The 25,690-nt window shown below is 38.2% G+C and carries 23 protein-coding genes; 4 read left to right on the top strand and 19 right to left on the bottom strand.

All coding sequences use genetic code 11. The features are described 5' to 3' along the window. Window positions 1-16 precede the first annotated feature (16 nt). The 9 genes from ymfI to B2008_RS07855 all read right to left on the bottom strand — a co-directional run bounded on the left by ymfI (window position 17) and on the right by B2008_RS07855 (window position 11,140). On the bottom strand, window positions 17-745 hold the full coding sequence (gene ymfI / locus B2008_RS07895; RefSeq protein WP_281829864.1) for an elongation factor P 5-aminopentanone reductase: 729 nt from the start codon (window positions 743-745) through the stop codon (window positions 17-19). After that, window positions 742-1,992, bottom strand: coding sequence for a M16 family metallopeptidase (locus B2008_RS07890; protein ID WP_281829865.1), 1,251 nt, complete (start codon window positions 1,990-1,992; stop codon window positions 742-744). The genes ymfI and B2008_RS07890 overlap by 4 nt, the downstream gene beginning before the upstream one ends. After that, entirely contained in the window at window positions 1,989-3,203 is a 1,215-nt protein-coding gene (locus B2008_RS07885; RefSeq protein ID WP_281829866.1) for a M16 family metallopeptidase, read from the bottom strand. The genes B2008_RS07890 and B2008_RS07885 overlap by 4 nt, the downstream gene beginning before the upstream one ends. After that, the gene (locus tag B2008_RS07880) at window positions 3,190-5,685 is read right to left on the bottom strand and encodes a DNA translocase FtsK (protein WP_281829867.1); all 2,496 of its coding nucleotides are present in this window, start codon (window positions 5,683-5,685) and stop codon (window positions 3,190-3,192) included. Before B2008_RS07880 ends, B2008_RS07885 begins: the two co-directional genes overlap by 14 nt. Window positions 5,686-5,701: 16 nt before the next feature. Beyond that, complete coding sequence (locus tag B2008_RS07875) at window positions 5,702-6,094, bottom strand: DUF1149 family protein (RefSeq protein ID WP_281829868.1); 393 nt, start codon at window positions 6,092-6,094, stop codon at window positions 5,702-5,704. A gap of 2 nt (window positions 6,095-6,096) precedes the next feature. Next, on the bottom strand, window positions 6,097-6,657 hold the full coding sequence (locus tag B2008_RS07870) for a tRNA (cytidine(34)-2'-O)-methyltransferase (RefSeq protein WP_006352645.1): 561 nt from the start codon (window positions 6,655-6,657) through the stop codon (window positions 6,097-6,099). 48 nt (window positions 6,658-6,705) lie between these two features. Beyond that, window positions 6,706-7,920 (bottom strand): AI-2E family transporter, encoded by a 1,215-nt coding sequence (locus B2008_RS07865; RefSeq protein WP_281829871.1) that lies wholly within the window; start codon window positions 7,918-7,920, stop codon window positions 6,706-6,708. 12 nt (window positions 7,921-7,932) lie between these two features. Then, window positions 7,933-8,313 carry a PTS glucitol/sorbitol transporter subunit IIA gene (locus tag B2008_RS07860; protein WP_281829873.1) on the bottom strand — a complete coding sequence of 127 codons (381 nt, stop codon included), beginning with the start codon at window positions 8,311-8,313 and terminating at the stop codon, window positions 7,933-7,935. 67 nt (window positions 8,314-8,380) lie between these two features. After that, the gene (locus B2008_RS07855) at window positions 8,381-11,140 is read right to left on the bottom strand and encodes a cation-translocating P-type ATPase (RefSeq protein WP_281829875.1); all 2,760 of its coding nucleotides are present in this window, start codon (window positions 11,138-11,140) and stop codon (window positions 8,381-8,383) included. A 147-nt stretch (window positions 11,141-11,287) separates the two neighbouring features. On the opposite strand from B2008_RS07855, the gene B2008_RS07850 reads away from it, so the two are divergent. Both B2008_RS07850 and B2008_RS07845 read left to right on the top strand, forming a co-directional pair. Next, window positions 11,288-12,319: a lactonase family protein gene (locus B2008_RS07850; protein WP_281829876.1), complete on the top strand. Its 1,032-nt coding sequence runs from the start codon at window positions 11,288-11,290 to the stop codon at window positions 12,317-12,319. A gap of 95 nt (window positions 12,320-12,414) precedes the next feature. Then, the gene (locus B2008_RS07845) at window positions 12,415-13,104 is read left to right on the top strand and encodes a TVP38/TMEM64 family protein (protein ID WP_281829878.1); all 690 of its coding nucleotides are present in this window, start codon (window positions 12,415-12,417) and stop codon (window positions 13,102-13,104) included. 35 nt (window positions 13,105-13,139) lie between these two features. Here the strand turns inward: B2008_RS07845 and B2008_RS07840 are convergent, their stop codons facing one another. From B2008_RS07840 to B2008_RS07820, 5 genes are all read right to left on the bottom strand, one after another. After that, on the bottom strand, window positions 13,140-15,428 hold the full coding sequence (locus B2008_RS07840) for a glycoside hydrolase family 31 protein (RefSeq protein ID WP_281829880.1): 2,289 nt from the start codon (window positions 15,426-15,428) through the stop codon (window positions 13,140-13,142). Between the two features lie 123 nt (window positions 15,429-15,551). Further along, the gene (locus B2008_RS07835; protein WP_281829881.1) at window positions 15,552-17,327 is read right to left on the bottom strand and encodes an oleate hydratase; all 1,776 of its coding nucleotides are present in this window, start codon (window positions 17,325-17,327) and stop codon (window positions 15,552-15,554) included. Between the two features lie 142 nt (window positions 17,328-17,469). Continuing rightward, entirely contained in the window at window positions 17,470-18,354 is an 885-nt protein-coding gene (locus B2008_RS07830) for an RluA family pseudouridine synthase (RefSeq protein WP_281829883.1), read from the bottom strand. Further along, a complete protein-coding gene (locus B2008_RS07825; RefSeq protein ID WP_281829884.1) occupies window positions 18,347-19,144 on the bottom strand; it encodes an NAD kinase in 798 nt (265 codons plus the stop codon). The genes B2008_RS07830 and B2008_RS07825 overlap by 8 nt, the downstream gene beginning before the upstream one ends. Further along, window positions 19,141-19,773 carry a GTP pyrophosphokinase gene (locus tag B2008_RS07820; protein ID WP_281829886.1) on the bottom strand — a complete coding sequence of 211 codons (633 nt, stop codon included), beginning with the start codon at window positions 19,771-19,773 and terminating at the stop codon, window positions 19,141-19,143. The genes B2008_RS07825 and B2008_RS07820 overlap by 4 nt, the downstream gene beginning before the upstream one ends. A gap of 75 nt (window positions 19,774-19,848) precedes the next feature. Here B2008_RS07820 and B2008_RS07815 point away from each other — a divergent pair, with 75 nt between their 5' ends. Together B2008_RS07815 and B2008_RS07810 are read left to right on the top strand one after the other, a co-directional pair. Next, window positions 19,849-20,469 (top strand): CYTH domain-containing protein, encoded by a 621-nt coding sequence (locus B2008_RS07815; RefSeq protein ID WP_281829888.1) that lies wholly within the window; start codon window positions 19,849-19,851, stop codon window positions 20,467-20,469. Window positions 20,470-20,557: 88 nt separating this feature from the next. Further along, window positions 20,558-21,187, top strand: coding sequence for a DsbA family protein (locus B2008_RS07810; protein ID WP_281829890.1), 630 nt, complete (start codon window positions 20,558-20,560; stop codon window positions 21,185-21,187). Here the strand turns inward: B2008_RS07810 and B2008_RS07805 are convergent. The 5 genes from B2008_RS07805 to B2008_RS07785 form a co-directional block, all read right to left on the bottom strand. Beyond that, window positions 21,179-22,045, bottom strand: coding sequence for a competence protein CoiA family protein (locus tag B2008_RS07805; protein WP_281829892.1), 867 nt, complete (start codon window positions 22,043-22,045; stop codon window positions 21,179-21,181). The genes B2008_RS07810 and B2008_RS07805 overlap by 9 nt on opposite strands. A 78-nt stretch (window positions 22,046-22,123) precedes the next feature. After that, window positions 22,124-22,861, bottom strand: a complete 738-nt coding sequence (locus B2008_RS07800; RefSeq protein WP_281829894.1) for an adaptor protein MecA — start codon at window positions 22,859-22,861, stop codon at window positions 22,124-22,126. Between the two features lie 99 nt (window positions 22,862-22,960). Further along, window positions 22,961-23,359 (bottom strand): transcriptional regulator SpxA, encoded by a 399-nt coding sequence (gene spxA, locus B2008_RS07795; protein WP_281829896.1) that lies wholly within the window; start codon window positions 23,357-23,359, stop codon window positions 22,961-22,963. 240 nt (window positions 23,360-23,599) lie between these two features. Further along, on the bottom strand, window positions 23,600-25,333 hold the full coding sequence (ptsP, locus tag B2008_RS07790) for a phosphoenolpyruvate--protein phosphotransferase (protein ID WP_281829898.1): 1,734 nt from the start codon (window positions 25,331-25,333) through the stop codon (window positions 23,600-23,602). Beyond that, window positions 25,333-25,599 (bottom strand): phosphocarrier protein HPr, encoded by a 267-nt coding sequence (locus B2008_RS07785; protein WP_056939460.1) that lies wholly within the window; start codon window positions 25,597-25,599, stop codon window positions 25,333-25,335. The genes ptsP and B2008_RS07785 overlap by 1 nt, the downstream gene beginning before the upstream one ends. Window positions 25,600-25,690 lie beyond the last annotated feature (91 nt).

The following is a 25,690-nucleotide window of genomic DNA, read 5'->3' as shown; positions in this document are numbered from 1 at the left end:
ATGACAAACTTGGATGTTATAAAAGCCAGCCTCCGCTAATATAAATTGTTTGCCCAGTACAATAAGAACTATTTTTATCTAGCAAGCATTTTACCCAATAAGAAATATCCTTTCCTTGAGCCAAACGTCCTGCCGGAATCTCACTTTCAACTTCTTGCATTGTTTCTTTGGAAAACATTGCATTCATCGGTGTGTTTACGGCTCCTGGTGCAACCACATTAACCGTCAGGTTTGTCGAAGCCACTTCACGCGCATAGGCTTGACTAAAACGGCTAAGTCCCGCTTTGGTCGCACTATAGACAGATTCCAGCGCACTTCCCTGACCACCGTAAACTGATCCTAAGTAGACGATGCGACTATATTCTTGTTTAATTAAAATTGGTTCAAGCAATTTAGTTAATTCAATGGGAACCGTCAGATTGACTTGAATAACTTTTTCAATATCAGCAATTTTTTGTTTGGTCAAAAAATCATATTTAGTGATTCCCTGTGCAAAAACCGCTGCATTAACCGGTAAGAGTGAATTAACAAACTTGGAAAGCTGCTCTTTTTCAGATAAAAAATCAAATTTTATCGGCATAAAATCCTGCTGTGGATAAATTGTCATCAGCTTTTGCGCCTGCTCACTAGCTCCATCCACATTGTTATTGCAATGCAAATAAAGTGACCAGCCATCGGCTGCCAAAGTCTGACAGATTGCTTGTCCAATTCCGCCAGTTGCGCCAAAAACAATTACACGTTTCACTGCTCTGCCTCTCCCTTCTCAAGTCTAACAGCACAAAATTGATAGTCTTTCATCAAACTTGCACAATAGCTTGCAAAATCATCAAAACTAAGCAGCTGCAGCTTCTGGATATTTTCAAACGAGTTCACGCCATCAAGGCTTTCCTCAGCACACTCCACAGCTAAGTAGTATAAATCATCTGAACTGCGAATTGTCTGTGCAAGCCATTCTTTTTTCTTCAAATCATAGAACTTATGCAGATAAACTCTATCCAAAGCCTGCAATGGTTTGTTTAACTCATCCTTAATTTCTTGAATGACCATCTTGCTTTGCCCACTAATTCCAAAAATAGTCGCAAAATTGCCCTCTCGTGTGTAATTAACCGAAATTTGGAGCGAATTGCTTAACAAATTGCGTTTTCTCATTCTTTCAAACCACGGACTTGTTACACTTAATTTTGATTCTAACATCATTTCAAGCATAATTTGAGACAAATCACGACTTGATAATACTTTCTTAAAATTTGGCAAGCGTAAGCCGATTCCAAAAAGGTTGGATTCACTTTTATTGACTAGGACCTTGCTTTGCAATTGCCCTTTAGCACAAGCAATCTTGCACTTATTAGCTGCTTGTTTCTTAAAATATTGTTCGGATAATTTACCCACTAAGCGCAAGAGCGTTTTTACCTGATAATCTGAAAAATCTCCGCAGGCAATAAAATGCATTTTTGATGCAACATAATTTTGCTGATAGCATTCCAATAGATCCTGAGCGGTGATTGCTGCAATTGTTTCTTTGGTACCAGCAACATCAATTCCTAGATTTGAATCGCCGAACATTTGCTTCATCAAAGTATTATTGACGGCCCAATTAGGCTCATCTTGATACATAGCTAATTCCTGCTGAATAATTGGCTCTTCTTGGGCAACATTTTTTTCGGTAAAATACGGCTCGCCAACCAGCCTGAATAAAAGCTTGATCAAAGTTTGGTTATTACTGATGCCACTGCAGTAAAACATCGTCTCATTAAAAGAAGTAAAAGCATTAACATCAGCACCAATTTTTTCAAATTCATGCGATAGATCTCCGCTCTCTTTAGCGAATAATTTATGCTCTAAAAAGTGCGCCGTTCCTGCATGTCTTTGGGGATCACTGCTGCCAAAATCAACGATTATCCCAAAAAAACGTTGATTAAAATTCGGTCTCAATACAAATTCCGCCTCAAAGCCGGAATCATACTTTCGTTTAATGATTTGTGGTGCTCTCATTTTAAAATATAGCTTTCATTTAAAAATAGATTTTGAACAAATTTTTGCAATTGATGAGCTGTAACTTTTTTAAGCGCAGCCAGACGATCAAAATTCTCGTATTCAGGGAAAAGATTTTCTCTGAGCATTTGAGCCAGTTGCCAATTAGGTTGATCCTGGCCAATTTTTTGAACGGTTACTAACGCTCTTTTTGCCTTTTTCAGCAAGTCATCATCAATCTTGCCCTCACCAATTTGGGCCATCTCATTTCGAATGATCTTTTCTGCCTGACCGCTTTTATCAGGGGCGATGCCAGCATTAATTAAAAACAATGAATTATTAGCAAAATTATTTGCTTCAACGTCATATGCTGCACCTAATTCTTCACGAATTCCCGTAAATAGTTTTGAAGAAGGGTCACCAGCAAGATATTGTGCTAACACCATTCCAATAACTTGCTCATAATAATCAATCTTTTGCCGGTAACCATATCCCAGCATTAATTGGGCTTGCAAATTGCCTTTTTCTTCTGTTTTATTAACTAAACGCTTAGGCGTAATAATCGTTGCATCTTCTGTCATGAATTTCTTTAAAAGACCAGCTTGTTTAAACTCTTCTCTAATCAATCTATTCATTGATTTAGGGTCTCGAGCCAAGCCAATAATCGTCGTTGGCACGCTGCGCAAACTATCACTGAAACGCTGAATTTGTCCAGAAGTGGCAGCCGTAATTTCTTCAATCGGCCCCATAAAGTTTTCTGCATAATCAGGCTCATCTTGATACCAGATATTGAAAAAACGATCCAGAGCATAATTGGATGGCTCTGCGACAATTTCTTTATAATCAGCCAACAATTGTTTTTGACTAACTGAAACCAGGGCTGGATCAAAACTTGGATGCTGAACAATTAAAGCCAGATCTTCAACAATTTTGGCATAACTATAATCTGGATCCAGCAGCTCAAGCGGCTCGACGAAATTAGCAACATATGAAAGAAGCAGCTCTTTACCAAACAACTGCGGCATAATTTCTAATTGCAGATCATACAACTGAGATAATTCCTCTTGTTGAGCTCTAATTGAAGGAAAATAAAGACTTGCGTTCGTCTGCATTCTTGAAAGCAAGCTAGCATACGCTAAATTATGCTTAGTCAGCGGCAAGCGTAAAAAACAGCCTAGAGAGGCTGTTGTAAATTTTTCGTTTGATTTAATTGAAGTATTAACCGTTAGCATTTTGACTATCATCTTTCTTTGGTGGAATTAATACTTGACGAGGTTTGGATCCTTCTGATGGACCAACAATTCCTTTTGCTTCCATCTCATCAATAATTCTTGCGGCACGATTGTAGCCAATTCTAAAACGTCTTTGCAACATGGAAACACTGGCAGTTTGTTGTTTTCTTACCAAGTCAACTGCTGGAGCATAAAACTCATCATCAGGATCATCATTCGCGTTTTCAGCTGAACTGCTTGCACCCTTTTGTGGGATCATCGTTTGATCATATTCAGCCTTCTGCTGCTTTTTGACCCAGTCGATAATTCTTTCAACTTCATCACTCGCAATGTAAGCTCCTTGAATTCTTTCGGGTTTAGAAGCTCCGATAGGCATATAAAGCATATCACCGCGACCCAGCAACTTTTCAGCACCAGTCTGATCCAAAATAGTTCTGGAATCAACACCACTTGAAACAGCGAAGGAAATTCGCGATGGAACATTGGCTTTGATTAAACCAGTAATAACATCAACACTCGGACGCTGAGTTGCCAAAATCATATGAATTCCGGCAGCACGTGCCATTTGACCCAAACGAACAATTGCTTCTTCCACATCATGGCCACCGACCATCATCAAGTCACTCAATTCATCAACTACGACTAAAATATATGGTAAAGACTGCATAACTGGCTTAGTCTTATCTTGATTGTTTTCCACAACTTTTTGATTGTATTCCTTCATATTGCGGCAGCCACTAGAAGCAAATAGCTTATAGCGGCGCTCCATCTCTTTAACAACTTTGTGAAGCGCGTTGGAGGCCAATTTTGCATCGGTTACCACTGGAATCAGCAGATGCGGTACATCATTATAAACTGACAGTTCTACCATTTTAGGATCAATCAGCACCAGCTTAACTTCTTCTGGACGTGCCTTCATTAAGATGCTGCTCAAAATCGTGTTAATCGCAACTGATTTACCAGAACCAGTTGAGCCGGCAATCAGGAGGTGCGGCATTTTACTCAAATTAGCAGAGATAATTTTACCAGCGACATCTTTGCCTAATGGTACCTCCATTGGATCCTTTTTTGCTTTAGGATCTTGGTGCTCCATCACATCCTTAAAGGATACAGTTGAGGTCGTCCGATTTGGAACTTCAATTCCAATAAACGGCTTGCCCGGAATTGGTGCTTCAATTCTGATATCCTTAGCAGCAAGTGCCAAAGCAAGATCATCAGCCAAATTGACAATCCGACTAACCTTCACGCCGACTGCGGGTTGCACTTCATAGCGCGTAATCGTTGGTCCTAAAATTGCTTTTTTAATGATTACTTTAACGCCAAAACTCTTAAACGTGGACTGCAAAATTTGCGTGTTCTTTTGAATCAACTGCTTATCAGTGCTCTGATCGGCATTTTTTATTGGATCAAGCAGAGACAATGGTGGCTTCTTGTAGCTTGAATTAATTTTAGTATCTGTCTTTAACTCGCCGTGATCCACGCTGCCTAATTCTTGCATCATCTTTTGATCGTCATCGGCAAAAGAATGAGATTTAGGCAAATTATCTTCACTATGATTTACGCTAGTATTAGCAATATTTTGTGGATAATCATCAGAATAGAAACTTGGCTTGTGCTCATCAGTCTCATCTTCTGCTGGCGTATCTGGCGTAATGACTTCCGGCATTGGTGTTTCAACTTCTTCTGGTTGGCTGCTTGTGCTGCTTGCTGGTTCTGAGTCTTGCTTTTGTTCTTGCTCATCAAAATCTTCAACATCAGGAAAAACAGAGCTTTCCTTTTGTAATGGATCAGTTAATTTATCGCGATTGGATTTCTTTTGCTGGCGACGTTCTTCTTGTTTTTCGCGAATTTCCGCATATTTGTCTTTTAGTTTGTCGCTGGCTTCTTTATTTTTCTTAATAAAGCCTTGGCTGACAGCTTGAAATTTTTCAACAATTGTCCGGTACTTAACGTCAAAGAACATCAAAACGCCAATCGGGATCAATAAAACAGCAATAACTCTTAAACCAATCTGACCTAAAAGCGGATAAAACAACTGAAAACCTAAAGTACCGAATAAACCGCCACCAACGTCTTCAGTTACAGCAGCTCGACCGAATTCAGCACCCATTTCATGCCAAAAAGAATTCATGAAACCACTGTTAACCAGTCCACGTCCAAAAAACAATCCACTCTGAATAAGCAAGATGCCAAAAATGGATAAACACAGACCAATACTGCGTTTAACCTTTAAATGAGCTGGCTGACCATAAATTACCATAATTAAGCCGAATAAAGCTAATAAACCACTAGCCAACAAATATGAATCACCGAAGAAAAGTCGAACTAAGTTAGCAGTTTGATTGCCAAGCCATCCTACTTTTGCAAATGACAAAATTGCAATCAAAATCTGTAAAATTCCAGCTGTTACACAGTATAAAGATGCCTTTTGTTTATTCTTATTTACTTTTTTACTTGTTTTTCTTTTCTTGCGTTTAGGCATGTTTTCACCTAATTAACTAGAAATTGGCTTGGAAGTTCAAGTTAACCGGCTTATCAAGGGTTACTTGAGTAACTTCATAAGTTAAAGTTTCAATATATTCGACCAAAGGTCTGCTTAAAAGGCGGTAGTCATCTTTTGACAAGTCCTGACCATCACCGTAGTAATCCTTCAATTTTATAATTTGACTAATGCGGCCGCTAACAGAAAAATCACCAGGTTCTGGAGCAACATCAAAAACAACAGCTACTTCAAAATAGCTTCCGCCTTGTCCTTCATCTGTCGTTCCGTCTTCATTTTGACGAGCAGCTTTTCTAAAAGCAACATTGACCTCATTTTTTACTCTTGGTTCTTCATTTAAATCATAGTGAAATGAGTGTACTAAAATTGGTGTTTCTTTTTCAAATTCCATAATTATTTTTTATCTCCTAAATTACGTTCATAGCGTTCTGGACGATTATAATCATCCTTCAATTTATCATTTTCATAATGGTGACTTGTTTCCATATTAGGAAATCCTTGTTGACGCAATGCTTCTAGCAAAACCATAGCTACTGAGTTAGCCAAATTGTAGCAACGAATGTTGTTAGACATCGGAATCCGCAAATTACGATCATAATATTCGCGCATAAAGGTTTCTGGCAAACCAGTTGTTTCTTTTCCAAATACAAAATAATAATTCTTGTTTGGATCTGTGTAATCCACCTGGGCATAATTTTTGGATGAAAATTTGGAAATTAGATACATTTCATCATTTGGTCCCAACGTCTTCAAAAAGGCCTCAAGATCATCATGCATATGAATTTCAACTTTATCCCAGTAATCCAAGCCTGCTCGTTTCATTTTTTTATTATCGATTTGAAAACCAAGTGGTTCAATTAAGTCCAAAACCGTATTGGTACCGGCACAAGTACGGGCAATGTTACCGGTATTGGCAGGCATTAATGGTTCATACAATACAACGTGATTTGTCATTTTTACCTCCAAATCAGCAAAAAACGTGGCTATAACACCACGTTTTGCTTAGTTATCATTTGAGTTTGTTTTTACTTGCTTATTTTTATCCGAAGATGCATCTCCCGTGGCTGAATCTGCGTCATCATCAAAAACATCGGATACTTTTCGATAATAATTGTAAACACGAGACACAATAATCTTCAAGACGGCGTAAATCGGAATTCCGAAAACAACGCCCCATAAGCCCCACACTGCACTGGCTCCAATTAACAGCAAAATAGTCGTAATTGGGTACATTTCAAGCTTATTCCCCATTACCAATGGACTGATTACACGCCCTTCAATCGTCTGCTCGATTGCAAAAACAATTAAGACTTTAATCAGCATCGGCAATGAGGTCATAATTCCAATTACTAAAGCTGGAATAAATGCAATGAACGTTCCGAAATATGGAATCAAATTCAAGAATCCAGCAAGAATTGCTAGAGCATAACCATAAGGCAAACCAACAATAGTATAGCCAATAGCGAACATCACGCCAACCCAGAAGGCAACGGTAATTTGTCCTCTGATGTAAGAAGAAATCGCATTGTTGATATCCCAAAGCAATTTGCCAAAACTCTTTTGCCAACGCTGTGGAGCGAACTTAGTAATGTAAGGACGCAAATTGTGTCCATCTTTTAACATGAAGAAAAGCAAGAAAGGTGCTGTCATTAACGTCATTATGGTCATAGTAATGATACTTACAGCTGAAGAAATATTGGTCAAAGCTGCATTGACAGTTGTCTGTCCTGACTTGAACAGGGTCTTTTGCGTATTATCAATTATTTTGTCAATATTGCTGCGAACGCTGTTAAGTCTTGGATCACGCAAAGCATTTTGCGTAGCATTAACAGCATCGTCCCAAATTTTTGGCCAATTCTTGACCAATGAATTGATTTGTCCTTGTACAATTGGAATAATCGTATTAATTATCCAGATTAAAGCTACAACTACAATTAAGAATAAAACAATAATCGTTAATACCCGTGGAACGCGCCACTTTTTTTCAAGCCAATCAACTACCGGATTCATAACATAAAACTGAATTGTGGCTAATAAAACCGGCGGTAAGATTGCACTGAAAAACATCCATGCTGGATTCAGGACAAATGAAATCTTATTGAAAACCCAAATAATCATGAAAAACAGTAAGAGATTAAATAATATTACACTAAAACGATTATCTAAAAACCATTTTTCAAAGAAATTGGCTTTTTTACGACTCTTTTTTTGCTCCATCAATAATTCCCGTTAAATGTGTTCATAAACAATGTCATCATCTAGCTTGAATTGTGGCAAAGCTTGACTTTCATCAGGGTCAAAATAAATAGCGTTAGCTAATGGTGCCTTAGGTACTTTACGGTTAAAGAATAAAGTAGCGTGACCTAAAGCCTTCATATTGCTTTCAACCATTGGGCCAACATAATCAGCAATATAGGTCGTGCCATCAACTGTGAGTGTATCGCCTTTCTTGAAAACAAAGCCACTTACTGGTGTTTCAGAATCAAATTTTTGAATAACTGAAACATCTTCCAAATCTTGGTTAGTGCCCTCGCCAAAAAGAATAACCATTTGGTCGCGAGCATCAACCGCCTTTTTACCTATTTTTTCAATCGTTGCTGTCCATTTCATAATTATTAACTCCTTGTATTTAATTTTAGCATAAGAAAACCGCTTAAGTCGTTAAGCGGTTCACATTTTAATTATTTTTTCGATGAAACATCAACCATTTTCTAGCCTCATCAATTAAGACTAGTGGTATTGGCAATGAGAACAAGAAAATCCAGTCGCTAGCATTTAAAATTGTCGTGTGGAACAATTGCTGAATTCCTGGTGTCACAGTTAAGAATAAGAATAGCAAAATTTCAAAAATAATTCCGAACCAAATATTCTTATTGCTAAACAGGCCTTTCTTGAAGATCGAAATCTTATTTGTCCGGCAATTCAGAACGTTGGCAATCTGAGTAAAGACAATTGCTCCCAAAAACATCGTCGTTGCTCTCATATAAACGGGACCACTCGCAGCCAATGCTTGAATTGGCCAACCATTTTGGTAGTTGACGAAGAAATAAGCTCCGGTTGAAATGATGCTTGATAGCAAGCCATACCAAACAAAGGCACGTAAAATAACCTGCTTGTTCAATAAGTGATCGCTGCGCTTTCTTGGTGGTTGATTCATAACATCTGGATCAGCTGCTTCAACACCTAAACCCAAAGCTGGCAGAATATCAGTCCCCAAGTCAATGGTCAACATCTGCATGGCCGTCATTGGCAATGGGATAAGGCCACCTGAAAACAGGAAGAGAATAGATGGGAAAGCTTCTGCTACATTGGCAATCAAAACATAAGTCAAAAACTTGCGGATATTGCTGTACACTGCACGACCTTCCTCAATCGCAGCCACAATTGAAGCAAAGTTATCGTCAGTCAAAATCATATTGGCAGCATCTTTAGCAACATCTGTTCCGCTTAAGCCCATCGCAATACCAATATCAGCTTGCTTTAAGGCAGGGGCATCATTGACGCCGTCACCAGTTGAGGCAACAATTTCGCCATTTGCCTGACAGTTTTTAACGATACGATATTTTTGTTCAGGAGCAACCCGGGCAAAAATAACTTCCTCTTTCAGTGCCTTACGGAGCTCTTCATCACTCATCTGATCAAGTTCATTGCCGGAAATCACCCTGGCTTTATCTGAAGTTAAGCCAATTTGAACAGCGACAGACTTAGCGGTTAATTTTGAGTCACCGGTAACCATGATAATTCTGATTTTTGCTTTGTGACATTTTTTGACGGCGTTATAAACTTCAGGCCTTGGTGGATCGCTCATCGTAACCAATCCAATGAAAATCAAATGATTTTCAGCATCATCAACAGTCAAATTATTTATTTTTTCATTCTTAGGAATAATTCGATAAGCAAGTGCCATGCTTCTTAAGCCGCGAGCAGCATAATCAGCATTCACCTTTTTAACGCGAAGACGATCATCATCAGTCATCGCTCTGACTTGTCCATTAACCTGAATTTGATCACATCGACCAATCGTATCGCTAAATGATCCTTTGGTAAGAACAATCGCCTGTGTATCGTTCCAGCGATTGATCGTGGACATCCGTTTACGATCCGAATCAAAAGGCAATTCCTTTAAGCGAGGATATTTTACTAAAACCCGTTGCTTATCAAAACCGGCTTTTTCAGCCATGATGATTAATGAAGCTTCTGTCGGCGTTCCTAAAATCTTAGGCTTGCCGCCCTTTTTCTTGCTTGGCACAACGCTAGTATCATTATCCAAAGCAGCAATTTGCACCAACTTGTGCAAATCTGGGTTTTCTTCGTACCAAAGCTGCTTATTATTTAATTCAATTTGACCATTGTTAACATAGCCATTACCAGTGACATGATATTCATTGGCTGGTGTCCAAATATAATGGATCGTCATCTGGTTTTGTGTTAATGTTCCTGTTTTATCAGAACAAATAACCGTAGTTTCACCTAGAGTTTCAACAGAGTTAAGCTCTTTAACCAAACCATGCTTTTTAGCAATTCGCTGTACACCTTGAGCCAAACTCAAAGTCACCGTTGGCAAAAGTCCTTCAGGAATAAAGGCGACAATCATCCCTAAACCAAAAATGAAGGCTTTGGCAAAAGGATATTTTACAACGAAAATAGCTAAGAACAAGAAAGTAACCCCACTTGTAACCGCGATGATTGAAATTTGCTTAGTCAAGCGACTAAGTTCATTGGTCAATGGACTTTCAGTCTTTTCTTCTTTTTGGGTCAACTGGGCAATTCGGCCAAATTCTGTTTGCATCCCTGTGGCAAACGCAATTGCACGTCCATTTCCTGCGCCGATGGTAGTACCAGAATAAATCAAATTGCTTTCCGCATAGCTGCCTTCACCAGGTTTATATTTTGTAGTCTTTGATTCAGGTACGGATTCGCCGTTTAGCGCACTTTGATCTACCTGCATTGAAGTAGCTGTAATAATTCTGGCATCAGCTGGAACTCTATTGCCTGCCTGTAAAACAAACACATCGCCTGGAACCAGCTGTTTGCTATCAATTTGCTTTTTCTTGCCATCTCTAATTACTTGGACATAGGTAGGCAGCATGCTGTTCAAAGCATCTGTTGCTCTCTTAGCTGCCCGCTCTTGCCAAAAGCTGAATAAACCGTTAATGATGTTAACGAGCCAAATCGCAATTCCTAGTTCTAGCGTTCCTGAAAAAATCGCAATGACGCCTGAAATCCAAAGCAAAATCGCCATCATGCTGGTAAAGTTTTTAAAAAAGTTCTTCCACATTGATTCGGCTTCTGCTTTTTTAATTTCATTTGGGCCATACTTTTGCAATCTTTTTTCAGCTTCTGCCTCACTTAAGCCATTTGCTGAAGATTTAAGATTGGTAAAAACTTCTGAAATATCATTCTGAGCATACAGGGCTCGAATTTTTTTTTCATCCATCTTAATTTTCTCCTTCTTTTTCCTATCGTCATTTGGTAGTTAATATAGCACACTTTAAATTCTTTTACAATCAGTTAATATTTTAATCCTATTTAAAAACTTAGGTATAAAATAATACTTGAGACTAATTTTATACGGAGATATTCTATGAAAGTTCTGATTGGCGGTTATACAAAAAACAGTTCTAAAGGTATTTACGAATTGCCTTTTACCGGCACTGATCAAACGGCTCGTCTTGGCGAAGCTGAAAACATTATCCAAGTCAGTGGCCCTACTTATTTCCAAAAAGACGGTGCTTTAATTTTTACCATCAATAAACCAAATAATGATGAAGGTGGTATTAGCGTCTTTAAACTTGAAGATGGACAATACCATGAAGTCGACACTTATTTAACCCCTGGCTCTTCTCCAGCATACGTGGGAATTAATCGCGATAAGCATCTGCTTTACACAGCTAACTACCATACCGGCATTATTTCCGTCTTTAAGTATGATGAAAACGGTGAATTGACTTTACTTGATAAAGACAAACATGAAGCTCGGACTTTAGGACCTCGTCCTGAACAAGACAGCGCTCACCCCCACTTCTTTGATGAAACACCTGCAGGTAATTTAGTTTGCTGCGACTTAGGAAACGATACTGTTGAGTTTTATCATCTGAATAAGCAAAACAAATTGGAACACTTGGCAACCTTTAAGAGTGAAGCAGGTTTTGGCGATCGTCACATTGTCTTTAATAAAAAAGGCGATTGCTTCTACGTAGCCGGTGAATTATCAAGCAAAATTACGGCGGTCAAATTTAATGAAGATGACTGGAAGTTTGAAGAAATTGCTACTTATTCAACTATTCCAGCCGACTGGACCGAACATAACGGAGCTGCAGCAATCAGAATTTCCAAAGACGGCAAATTCATTTACGTCTCCAACCGTGGAAATGACTCAATCGCTGTTTTCGCCGTTAACGATGATGACACCTTAAAACTGGTCCAACGTATTTCAGTTGAAGGTTCCTTCCCACGCGATTTCAACTGGGACGAAAGTGAAAAATATGTTGTTGTTACCAATCAAAATACTGACAATGCCACCCTTTATTTGCGCAATGCTGAAACAGGTGCATTGACCACTATTCAAAAAGACATCAAAGTTCCTGAAGGAACCAGAGTCGAATTTGAAGAGTAACAATATAAATAGTGTGAAAAAATGAAGCTATGACAGTTGGTCATAGCTTTTTTCTTAAGGTAAAATAGAATACAGGAAACAAAAAGGAGGTCAAAATGAAAAGAAAAACCTTTCGAATAATGCTATTTATTCTGGGCGGCTTACTTGGCCTCCTTGTTCTATATTACTTATACTTGAGTTATTTGCCAGAAATCAAATTACTCCTTCATTTTGACAGCCACAATGAAGAATTGTTACTTAAGATTGTTCGCAGTCATGGCTGGGAAGATTTGATTTTCTTATTCATCCTCAATGCTTTGTGTGTAGCAATTCCTGGTCTATCAAATGGTATCTTCTGTGTCTTGAACGGTATTTTATATGGACCGGCGACAGGTTTTATCATCAATTGGATCAGTGACATCTTGGGACAAATTATCTTGCTGTTTCTTTTGCAGCGTTTGTATAATCCAAAAAAGCTTGAAAACAGCAAGTTATACAAATTGATGATGAACCAGACTTATCCCCAAATAAGTTTAACCATTGGTTATATGATCCCATTTATCCCCCGTGCAACGATTGCTTATGCTAATGCACTGATTAATAAAGATTTTAAAAAGCGAATTATTCCTATTTCTCTCGGTTCAATTCCAATGGCCTATATATACGCTTATGGTGGCGACTCCATCCTGCACTTAGATGAGCAAAGAATTATCAAGGCAGTCGTTGGCTTTATCATCATCGCTGCTATTGCACTTTTACTTCTATTAGTAATGCGCCAAATTAAAAAGTACGCAAAAAAAGCTTAGTCTTGTGACTAAGCTTTTTCTTTGATTTTGCTTGTCTATTTCTTTAACTGATAGCTTTCGCTTTCAGGATCAAAGAAGTAGACTTCTTTTTTATCCTCATATTCCAAATTAATTTGTGCATAAGGCTTGTCATAACCGAAATGACTTAATTTAATTTCGGAATGATCCGCACCCATTCTTACTTCGTACAAATTGTATTGACCATTTTCATATTCAAAGTCTGTCCCATTATCTTGATAATGAACATAATCTCCACGGTCGCCAAATAATCTGAAAGTCATTAAAGCATTGCTTTCAACTGCAACATGATCCCGGCTTTGATCCCATGGCAAAATCGTATTCTTCTTAATGAATAATGGCAATTTATCAAGAGGAGCATCTGCCAATATGGTAGTCTTGCCGCAATATTCTGCGCCAGTCCAGAAGTCGAGCCATTCACCTTCTGGCAAGTAAACTTGACGGCTGGTTTGACCTTCCATAACAATTGGTGCTACCAATAAATCAGTTCCGACCATGTATTCATCGTTCATCTTTTGCACCTTGCGATCGGCAGGATAGTTCAAAACAAGTGGCCGCATTACTGGCAAGCCTGTTTTGCTTTCATAATAGAAACGATCATAAAGGTAAGAAATCAAATGATACCGCAATTTCAAATACTTGCGATAAATTGAAAGAGTTGGTTCGCCAAATGCCCAAGGTTCCTGTGCTCGTGTTCCAGCTGCTGCATGGTTTCTAAACAGTGGGCTAAAGACAGCTGCTTCAATCCAACGAGTCAAAAGCTCAGCAGTACAATCAGCACCGAATCCGCCGATATCGGTACCAGCAAAACTGAAGCCGCTCATACCTAAATTGCAGAGTTGTGAAATCATCATTTGCAAGTGAGGCCATAAGCTTTGATTATCACCGGTCCAAATAGTGGAATACTTTTGTGTTCCGGCATAACAAGCACGAGTAATTACGTATGGGCGTTTGCCCGTATCCTTCTTTAAGCCTTCATAAGTTGCTTTTGCCATGCAATGACCATAAACATTGTGAATCTTTGCATGGGTTGATTCCTTTTTGCCATCTGAAAAGACAACATCATTTGGAAGCGGACCGTTAAATGATGCAGGTTCATTCATGTCATCCCAGACGCCGCAAGCGCCGAGATCAACCAGGTATTTAATATTCTTACCCCACCAGTCGCGTACTTCTTTGCGTGCAAAATCTGGAAAGACTGCATCCCCTGGCCAAACCTTGTTGACATAGATCGTACCATCTGGACTCTTGGCAAAATAACCGTTTTTGACGCCTTCTTGATATACCCAGTAATTTTCGTCTACCTTAACACCGGGATCAATAATCGTCATTACTCTAAAGCCTTTTTTACGCAGATCTGCAATAAACTTTTTAGGATCATCATAGCTGTCTTTACGCCAAGTGAAGACTCTAAAGCCATCCATATAATCAATGTCAAAGTGGATGACATCACAAGGCAAGTCATTAGCCCGCAATTTTTCGGCAATTTTTGCAACATCTTTTTGACTGACTGAATAGCCCCAACGTGATTGTTGATAACCCAGCATCCACTTTTGTGGCAATGGAACGCGACCAGTTAAATAAGTGTAGTTGGTGATGACCTCTTTTAAAGTTTTGCATCCGATAATGTAGTAGTCCAAATTACCGTTAGATGCTGAATAATAGTAATAGTCTTGACTTTCTTTGCCTAAATCAAAGTGACTCTTATAAGTATTGTCAAAGAAAAGGCCGTATGGATGTCCTTGCTTAACCCCAATTAAAAATGGAATTGACTTATACAAAGCCTTCATGCTCTCAACATGCGGTTCAGGAACATCACTGGTCCAGTTGTCATATTCATAACCGCGTTTATCAAGATAACCGGTTTTATCGCCTAAACCATAAAATTGTTCGTCACTGGCTAATTTCTTAATAACTAAAACTCCATTAGCAGCTTCATTGATTAAAACATCATGTCCTTCTGAAGCAGCTAGCTTTTCCTGTTCAGGGTTAACGCTGCGATCAAGTGGTGTTCGTTTCCCAGCATAATCCAGTACAAGCGGATGCTGATGATTGTCATAAACGTTTAACCGTAAATCAGAATTAACAGTCAATCTTAATGAAGCAGTTTTTAATTCAATCTGATCATTATTTTGAGTGACATTAACACTGGTTTGAATTTGTTTATTACCTTCAATTGCAAATGAGTCACCGCTTTCGCCGTGATCTTCAAAAACTCGAACGATTTCCGGCGTTAAAACGGTCAACACGATTTTGCGCTGATCATTGCTAAAAGTAAAAGTTTGCTCATCTTGTTTAAAATCCATTTTATTTATCCTTGAAATCATTTTACTACAATCACTATGGTAAAACATGTCAGTACAAATTTCTAGACGAACAAAAAAACAATTTGAAAAAATCCAAATTGTTTTTCAATAATTGCCTATTCTTTAAATCAGGTTGGCTTCTTTCAGCAACTGAGCAACCCATGTCTTTTTAATCTTCTTCATCCCTGTCTTTAAAGCAAGCTTTTCTGGCAATGGCATTTCTTGATCAAGCAGTTTCTTCTTATCTGACATGTAGTACATTGCTCTAAGAAGCTGACGCAAATCATAAATTGAATCATAAACTTCAGGCACGCCACGATCAACATTCAGCATTGTGTAAACTGCCTCCATCGCAGTTCTGACTGAATATTCAGTTGTGAAGACCGTATCTCTTGTTGGACTTTCAGCAAAGTTGCCGATAAAGGCTAAGTTGACAGAACCTTCAGGAACAACTGCTGGACGGTCACCGTCATGACGAGGCATGAAGTAACTAGTAATATATGGCATGTAAACAGGAACAGTGTTCATGTTTTCTTCACTGGCATCCTGTTCAATTTCGTTTTCAGGTACGCCTAAGTGGTAAAGCAACTCTTCACAAATTTCCTTACCAGTACATTCAGTGACTCTCTTCTTAATGTAATTGCCTTCAGTATCAGAGTACAAAGCATAGATCCAAATTACAATTTCATTTGGTTTTTGGCTCTTAAAGTGTGGTTGACGGTGAATAGTAAAGCTTAAGCCCCAGTTTGAATCAGTAACGGTAATAATACCACCGGTGTTAACACGACCGTCGTAAAGGCTACGCTTGGTTAGTCTTTCAAAATATGGGGCAAGCTTCTTAGTCTTCATTGTTGTAGTTGCAGAAACAAACCAGCTGCGTTCTGGAATGTTTTCACAGAAGACATCAGGATGGCCAAAAGCAGGATCCTGTGCTGCCAAGTTTTCCCATAATTTCCATGAACTGCCTTTTGCGTGACTAATTGGAGCTGGCGTGTTTTGATCACCATAAGTTGATGATTCGGTAATTGAACCATTAGTTACGAAGACAAGATCATCTTGGGTTAAATCAATATCGCTTTGTTTATCATCTTTGGTCATTACGATCTTCTTGGCAATCTTTTTATCACCTTCATGATCAACTAAAATATTTTGAACATGCACATCGTATTGAATATCAACTTTATGTTCTTTAAGGTAAGCTAAAACAGGTTTAACCATTGATTCATACTGGTTGTATTTGTTGAACTTCAAAGCGGTAAAGTTTGGCAAACCATCAATATGGTGAATAAAGCGCATTGCGTAACGGCGCATTTCAGCTAATGAGTGCCATTTTTCAAAGGCAAACATCGTTGACCAGTATGCCCAGAAATTAGTCTTGAAGAAGTCATCAGAGAAGTAATCTTCGATAGTTTCACCTTCAATTTCACTTTCTGGCGTCATAATCAATTTCACGATTTCATTAGCACATTTGCCCAATCCATATTGACCATCACTTGGCAAACGCTCGCCGCGCTTATGAATTAACCGGCAGTTAGAAGAGTTCGGATCCTTCTTATCGAGCCAGTAATATTCGTCCAAATAAGAAGCACCAGGAATTTCCAAACTAGGAATTGAACGATACATATCCCATAAGCATTCAAAGTGGTTTTCCATTTCACGTCCGCCACGAACAACAAAGCCGGCATCAGGACGATCCGTACCATCAAGTGAACCACCGGCAACTGGCAATTCCTCTAAAATATGAATCTTTTCGCCCTTCATCTTAGCATCACGAATCAAGAAGACGGCGGCAGCAAGGCCAGCTAAGCCGCTACCGATAATATAAGCAGATTTGTTATCAACGCCTGCTGGTTTTTGTGCGTCAGCAAAGGCCTCATAATTACCATTAGAATAATACATGTTTGTCCTCTTTTCTGTATTAGTATAGTTTAAGATCTCACCTTTTATTGTATTAAAAGCGGTTTCAAATGGCAATGATTTTGCAAAATTATTAAGGAAATTAAATAATTGGATAACACAGACATAATAAAAAAACAGTCCTTTAAAGACTGTTCCATAACTTCTGCATATCTGCAGGATCAGAGATTTTTTTCTCTACTTGTTCTTGATCAAAGGGATCTGTAAAAGCCAAATAAAAGCAATTTAACGCCTGTCTAGAAAAAATATTGCTGCCACCGTATAATTTATCACCTAGCAAAGGATGACCGATATAAGCCATATGAACCCGAATTTGGTGCGTTCGTCCGGTCAACAAACGAAGCTCAACTAAACTAGCATTAATTTTTTGTGCTAAAACCTGATACTCAGTTTGTGCTTTTTGTCCGGTTGACATTACTTGTCTCTTGACCCCGCTGCCTTCTTTACCAATCGGTTGATCAATCAACCCTTTTAATTCATTTGAAGAAAAATTGCCGGCAACGATGACATGATATTTTTTGACAAAATTTTCTTTATCCATCTTGCTAAAACGCGCATGTGCCACCGCATTTTTACCAATTAAAACCAAACCAGAGGTATCTCTATCTAAGCGAGTAACGACATGTGGCTTTAGACCTGCTTCATTTTGTTTTTCAAAATAACACATTGCACGATTAACCAAAGCATCGGAGTCTTCATAGCGCGATGGAATCGATAAAACCCCAGCTTCTTTGTTCACAATCAGGTAATTTGGAGTCTCTTTGACGATTTTTATTGGCTCCTCTGAAGGCCTCAACCAATGATTTTCTTTTTCATGACCAGGAATAAAAATCACTTCATCCCCTGCCTTTAGATGAAAACTATTGTAGCGTCGTTTATGATTAACCAGCACTAATCCGCCATGATGTCGCGCTTTAATCAAAGCCTGATGAGAAAAGCCGTTTTTAAGCAAAAAAGAACCCAGCTTTTTAGGGTCTTTTTCTTGAACGAATAATTTAAAACTAGTCATTGTTATCACTGATAAAGGCTGTTTTAACTCTCGACCAAAAATGGTGGTGACCAAAACGATCAAACTGAATTGAGTGTTTGGAAATGCGGTAAACGATCTTTTTAGCATTGCGAACAGCCTTGCGCTCACCATCAATTGTCATAACAAAATGGTCTGTATTAGGAATAATCGTAATCCACTGACTGGGTGCAATAACGATTGGTGACGACAAAGTTCTGAAGACTCGATTGTTGATCGAAGCAATTTCCGTCATCTGCAAAGCTTTTAATTCAGGGTGAATAACCGCTCCACCCAATGATTTGCTATAAGCCGTCGACCCAGTGGGCGTTGAAATACAGAGACCGTCGCCACGGAATTTTTCAAAAGGCTGATCATCGATGTAAATATCAGCTTCCAAAGTATGAGAAACTCGTTTAATCGCCGATTCATTCAAGGCCAAATAGTGGCTCTTTTCACCAGCCTCGGTGATCATTTCAATATCAAGCAAGGGATACTTGGCAGCTTCTGCCTTTTGCAAAGTCAAAGCTTCTACCATTTTATCCACGTCATAATTGCGCCAGTCGGTATAAAAGCCCAGGTGCCCAGTATGCACACCGATAAAACGAATCGAATCAACTTGATTAGCATAACGATGAAAAGCATTGATCAGCGTTCCATCGCCGCCGACAGTGATAACAATATCTGGATATTTAGCGTCATATATCAAATTGCACTCTTTTAGTTTTTCTTTTAAATGAGCTACAACCTTTAAAGTTTCCGGATTATTATTGTGGGCAATCGCTACTTTCATGATTTTTCCTTGCCTTTATTTTTCGTAAAAATCTTCTGTGCTTCTTGTACTTCATCCTTAATCGAAGACATTTCCTGATCAAGTTTGTAAGCAGCTTCTGCTGTTGACTTCAGTCTCTCTGAAACGTCATCCGGATATTCGCCCTGATATTTGTAGTTAAGCGTATGCTCGACCGTAGCCCAAAAGTTCATTGCCAAAGTTCTGATCTGAATTTCGGCAATCAGTTTTTTTGGACCTTCAGGCAAGTAAACAGTATATGAAATGACCATATGATATGAACGGTAGCCAGACGGCTTCGCATTTTGAATATAATCGCGTTCTTCAACAACTTCCATATCATCACGAGCATGAATCAAATCGACAACATTATAAATATCATCCACGAATTGCGTTACGATTCTGATGCCTGCAATGTCCTGCATATCGGTTTCAATTGCTTCGGGACTGATAACTCGGCGGGTCATCTTTTCTTTAATTGAATCGATCGTTTTTACTCTTCCAATTACAAATTCAATTGGTGAATGTTCTCCCTTGGTTAAAAAACTTTGTCTTAAGGAACGAAACTTAACTTTTAATTCACGTACTGCCTCATCATAAGGCCATAAGAAGTTATCCCAATCTATGTCCATGAAAAATTTCCTTTCTTACAACAAACATCTAAATTTTAACATATAATCGTATAAGAGAGATTGGAGTGAACTTATTTGAGTAAAAATCGTGAAATCGAAGCAAAAACCATTTTAAAACGTGAAGTCTACGATGATCTAGTTACAGACTTCGACCACAAGGCTGATTTTAAGCAGGAAAACTATTATTTTGACACCCCTGATTGGTTATTAAAAACGCACAACATCGGTCTCAGAATTCGCATATTTAGCGATCACGCCGAACAGACAATGAAAGTGCCTGATCCTCGTCCTGTTCAAACAGACTTTCATGAAGTAATTGAAATTAACGATGATTTGTCTGTTCAAGAAGCAAAAAAGATGGTACAGCAAGCTAAAGATGGGCAAATGTTTACTTTTGCCGGCAATGTTGGCAGCTATCTTCAAGAGCATTTTGCCAAAGAAAGCAGCAAATTAGTCTTATTTACCTGGAGCAAAACGCGGCGTATTTTAGCAGATGGTCCACAAAATTGTGAATTAACGCTTGATTCTACCAGTTATCCAGATAACTTTTGTGACTATGAATTAGAGATTGAAGATACTAATCCTGCTTTAATCAAAAAAGTCCAAGAAAAGTTGGAAAGAAAATATCACTTTAAACAAACAGCAGCCAGTACCAATCAAAATAAAATTGCGCGTGCAACCGCTCACCGAAAATAACATATAGAAAATAAAGCGTATTTTTTGTATGAGTTTTTATTTCTTGTTAAAGTAAATACTGAGAATTTTAGCAAGAGGGGTTAAAGCTATGTTTGAGATTTTTCTCTTCATAAATCCAATTGGCTTGTATTGTTACAATATTGAGAATAAAGTCAAAAAAGTAATTGATAATTTAGAAATAGATGCCTGCTGCCACTTCATTCCAATTGCAAATGTGAATGTCATTCAGGACGATATGATTCGCCGTCGTATGGTGGCACAAAAACTTGGCAGTTTTTCTTATTGCACTGTGGCTACCAACCGTGCATTAGAGGAATATCATGCAATCAAAATTGCATATGGCAATAAGAAAGCTCGTCGTTTTCTGCGGGAATTGCAGCAGAAGTTGAATGAAGAAGCAGTTTTTTGTCCGCTTGAATTGTCAGAAAAAGTAATTCAAAAGCTAAATTTAAATGTTGAAAAGATCAATCAATTGCGTTCTAGTGACTACGTCAAGGATTCAATTACACAAGATCGTAATTTAGCAGCTCAATGGAATATTAAGAAAACCCCGACAACGGTCATTTTTAATGAAAATGATGCTTCGGAAAGCGGAATTTTATTAGAAGGATTAATTAACGAAGATGAATTAGCTAATATCTTCAGACCTCAGCCTTCTATTCAACCCAAAAATTCATTTACAGAATTATTTTCAGCCAACCATTTGCGTTTAATCTAGCGCGGTTGGCTTTTTTTGTAGATAAAAACTGACGGCATCAATCTGTCCTGGTTTGCGCCATTTTTGAAAAATCTCTGCTGGCAAGTCTTCTAGAGTAAAATGATGATCATACAACTGGACCGCAATTCTTAAGCCAAATTCAGTTTTGGTACGCACCTGCTGTCTCAAATATTCCTCCTGCTTTTGAGAATTAACAGTAAATTTTTTAAAAACAGGTTTAAAATCCCAAAATTTTTTGACGCCAAATTCATCTAAACTAAATCTAGCTTGTTGATAACGAAGTTTCCTAGTAACTGGTTCTTGCCAGATATTATATTTTAGGCACAATTGATTTTTCTGCGGGTCAACTTCCAAATAGTAGCAACCCCAGCGTTGACTTTCACGGAAAAAGATCAATTGCTTCTTTTTTATTCGCTGCTTCAAATAATGTCGGCTACCAACAATCCACAAATCCAGTACATTAATTTTTTGATATAGCCGATGTCGCTTGTTAAATTCGGCATCAGACAGAGGCGCACACTGAACTTCAAGTGCGAGTTTGCTTGACACAAGCACATCCGCTCTAAGCTGCCCATCAGCGAGCGGAATTTCTGTTTGCGCAGGAAAGCCTGCCGCTGTAAAGGCTGCTTTTAACAGCATTTTGGAATTATGATGCTCTTCTTTTTCACCTTGCCCGTCCTGATAGTGAATCCAATGTTTAAAAAATGCCGCCTTCGATTGGGAGACAATCAGTATCACCCCTTTTTGACAATGCGGACAACGATATTCGTCACTATTTAATTTTTTTATTTTCAGACGAACCAGTCCCGCCTCTTCTATGGCTAAAACAAGTTTTTCATTCAGTAATGCTGCATACAAATTAATCACCCATTTATTAAATACGAAAAAAAGAGCAGAATTTTTCTGCTCTTTTTCTTCTTTAATAATTCTTAATTTTTAACGACTTTGTTGTTTAAAATAATGACGCAAATTGCCTAACGCATCTCGTTCAATAATGCATTTGCCTTCATCCTGCACCATTTTCATTTGATCATCAGTGATTTTAATGCCATATTCATTCGCAATTGCCCAAGCATCTGCTGGATTTAATTCAGTATAATCTTCATTTAAAAATGATAATTTGATGAAATAAGATCCTTTGAAGAAATAAAGGCTTGAAGCCAGATCACTGGCATGCAAACTGTCAGCCAATTCAACGGCTTCGCCTAAATCCTTGAATTGGTAGCAATGACTGCTTTGAAACTTCCAGTAGGCGTTTTTGGCCTGTGGTGAGACAAAACTGTCATTTTCAACGCTTACGGGATCAACTTCTGTTTTTGCATCATCATCAGGATTTAAATCAAAGAAGCTTCTTCTAAGTTCATCATGATTTTCACTTGTTTCAGGTTGCGGATTATTGTCCCCGAGCATTTTTTGCAAATCGTTGTTATTTGCGTTTTTGACTTTGCTGATTAACAAATCTAATCCACTATTATTAGGCATTATTTGAAAAGAAACAGGCGTATCTTTAGCAAAAGTGTGATCGGTATCAACTTCTGACAAAATTGAATAGAAGAAATGCTGAATCATTTCTTTATTGCCTAGCAAATCTAAAACTTTTAAACCGCGTGCGACAAGTTCTTCCTTATCAATTCGAACACGAATTGTATTTTCATCAATATGTTCAACTTGCATTTAATTCACCTCCGGTTTTTCGTTAGTTATATAGTACTATACTACAATATTTTTTAAATAAAACAAAAGCGTTAGTTAATCAAAACTAGCGCTTAAAAATTATAAATCAGCAATTTTTTGGGCTTCAGCTAGTTCTAAACGACGAACCTTACGAGGCAAGAAACGACGAATTTCATCTTCATTGTAACCAACTTGAAGTCGACGATCATCCATAATAATTGGTCTTCTTAATAAACTTGGATTCTTTTCTAGCAAGTCAAGCAACTTATCAATAGATAAATCATCCAAATTAATTTTCAATTGTTGAAAGGCTCTTGAGCGAGTCGAAATAATTTCTTCAGTTCCATTTTCAGTCATGCGCAAGATTTGAAGAAGCTCACGTTTGGTTAATGGCTCAGAAAAAATATTTCTTTCCTTGTATGGAATGTTGTGCTTCTCAAGCCAAGCCTTTGCTTTGCGACATGAAGTACAACTAGGAGATACATATAAATCTACCATTTTTTCACGCTCCTCAGAACAAATAATCGTATACGCTTTTTCGTGTTTTATTAAGTATAACACATTTACTTTCTTTTTGTAAGTCACAATTAATTTATTTTTAACAAATTATGTTTAATCAATTGTATGTTCTAAGAATACCTGGATTTCGTGAAGAAAGTGTGAATTTTTATATAAGAGCAGCTTAAAAAAGACATAAAAAAAGCATTTGAGTATAAAACTCGAATGCTTTTCGCTTTATTATTTGTTAAGCCTTGCCATAAAGTCATTAACCAACTTTTCGTTATCTTCAGCAGTTTCTGAAACATAACATGCTTTGTTAGCTAATTCCTTAAGATCAGCAGTACTTAACTTTTTCATTAAGCTTCTGATTCTCAAGATTGAAGTTGCACTCATTGAATATTCATCAAGTCCCATTGAAAGCAAAATTGGGAACATGGTGTTATCACCAGCAGCTTCACCACACATACCACACCAAATACCATTTTCGTGGGCACTATCAATAGTGTGCTTAATCAAGCGTAATACTGATGGGTTGCATGGTTGGTACAAGTAATAAACGTTATCGTTACCACGGTCAGCAGCCATAGTGTATTGGATAAGGTCGTTAGTACCAATTGAGAAGAAGTCAACTTCTTTAGCAAATTGATCAGCCAAAATAGCAGCAGCAGGAACTTCGATCATCATACCAACTTGTAAGTCGTCTCCGATCTTAACGCCCTTCTTGATCAATTTGTCTTTTTCTTCATTCAAGATGCCTTTAGCTTGACGTAATTCTGCTAAGGTACCAATCATTGGGAACATAATACCCAACTTGCCGTAAGCAGATGCACGAAGCAAAGCTCTTAATTGCGTACGGAAAATGTTCTCGTTCTTAAGTGAAAGTCTAATAGCACGAACACCTAAGAATGGGTTCATTTCTTGTGGCAAATCCCAGTAATCAAGGTGCTTGTCACCACCAATATCCATAGTTCTGATGATAACTTGCTTGCCCTTCATACCTTCGATAACAGCCTTGTAAGCTTCAAATTGGTCATCTTCGGTTGGAAAGTCTGAAGAATCCATGTACAAGAATTCAGTTCTGTACAAACCAACAGCTTCAGCACCGTTTTCATGAACGCCAGGCATATCATTTGGAGTACCAATGTTGGCTGCAATAGTAAATTTCTTACCATCAGCAGTAACTGAAGGTTCATCCTTCAATTTAGCCCATTCAGCCTTTTGTTTAAGGAAGTCTTCACCTTTTTGCTTGTATTCAGCAACTTGGTCATCGCTTGGTTCAACGATTGCAACACCGTCTAAGCCATCAGCGATCATGTTTTGACCATCCTTAATATCTTTGGTAATTGAACCAGTACCAACTACGGCTGGCAATTCCAATGAACGAGCCATGATTGCTGAGTGAGCGGTACGACCACCAACATCAGTAACAAAGCCCTTAACGTATTTCTTGTTAAGTTGTGCAGTATCACTTGGAGTCAAGTCATGAGCAACAACGATTACTTCGTGATCAATTGAAGCAGGGTTTGGTAACTTCTTACCAAGAAGGTGTGCCATGATACGCTTTGAAACATCACGTACATCGGCAGCACGTTCTTGCATATAAGGGTTATCAGTCATACCCTCAAAAATCTTGATAAATTTTTGAGCAGTTTCGTCCAATGCAGCTTCAGCATTAATGCTGGAGTTCTTAATTTCAGTTTCAATAGCACCAGTGAATTCTGGGTCATTCAAAATCATTAAGTGAGCCTCAAAAACTTGAGCTCCTTTTTCACCTAAACTCTTCTTAGCTACATCACGGATTTTTTCCACTTCAGCAGTTGAATCAGAAACAGCCTTCTTGTAACGACTTACTTCTGAATCAACATCATTAATTGAATATTTAGTGAATGAAAGATCAGGCTCAACAAGAAGATAAGCTGGAGCAACAGCAATACCGTCACTTGCAGCAATTCCTTTTAAAGTCTTGGTCATTATTCAGCTAAACCTTCTTTTTTCATAGTATCTGCAATTGCGTCTAATGCGTCTTTTTCATCGTCACCTTCAGCAGTGATAGTAACATCAGCGTTTTTACCAACACCAAGTGACATAACACCCATGATTGACTTTAAGTTTACAGACTTGCCGTTGTATTCCAAGTTAACGTCTGAACCAAACTTTGAAGCAGCTTGCACCAACAAAGTAGCTGGACGTGCATGAATACCAGTTTCTGCAATAATGTGAAAATCGCGTTTTTCCATTTTGAATATCTCCTTTAATTTTAAACAAATTAATCGGTAATAAATACCCATCCGAATGATAGGTTATCATTTTTTTGCCGTTAGCACAACA

It is taken from the genome of Lactobacillus sp. UBA5813, from assembly GCF_002417895.1.
Taxonomy (GTDB): domain Bacteria; phylum Bacillota; class Bacilli; order Lactobacillales; family Lactobacillaceae; genus Lactobacillus; species Lactobacillus amylolyticus.
This window is presented reverse-complemented; position numbering and strand designations above follow the sequence as displayed.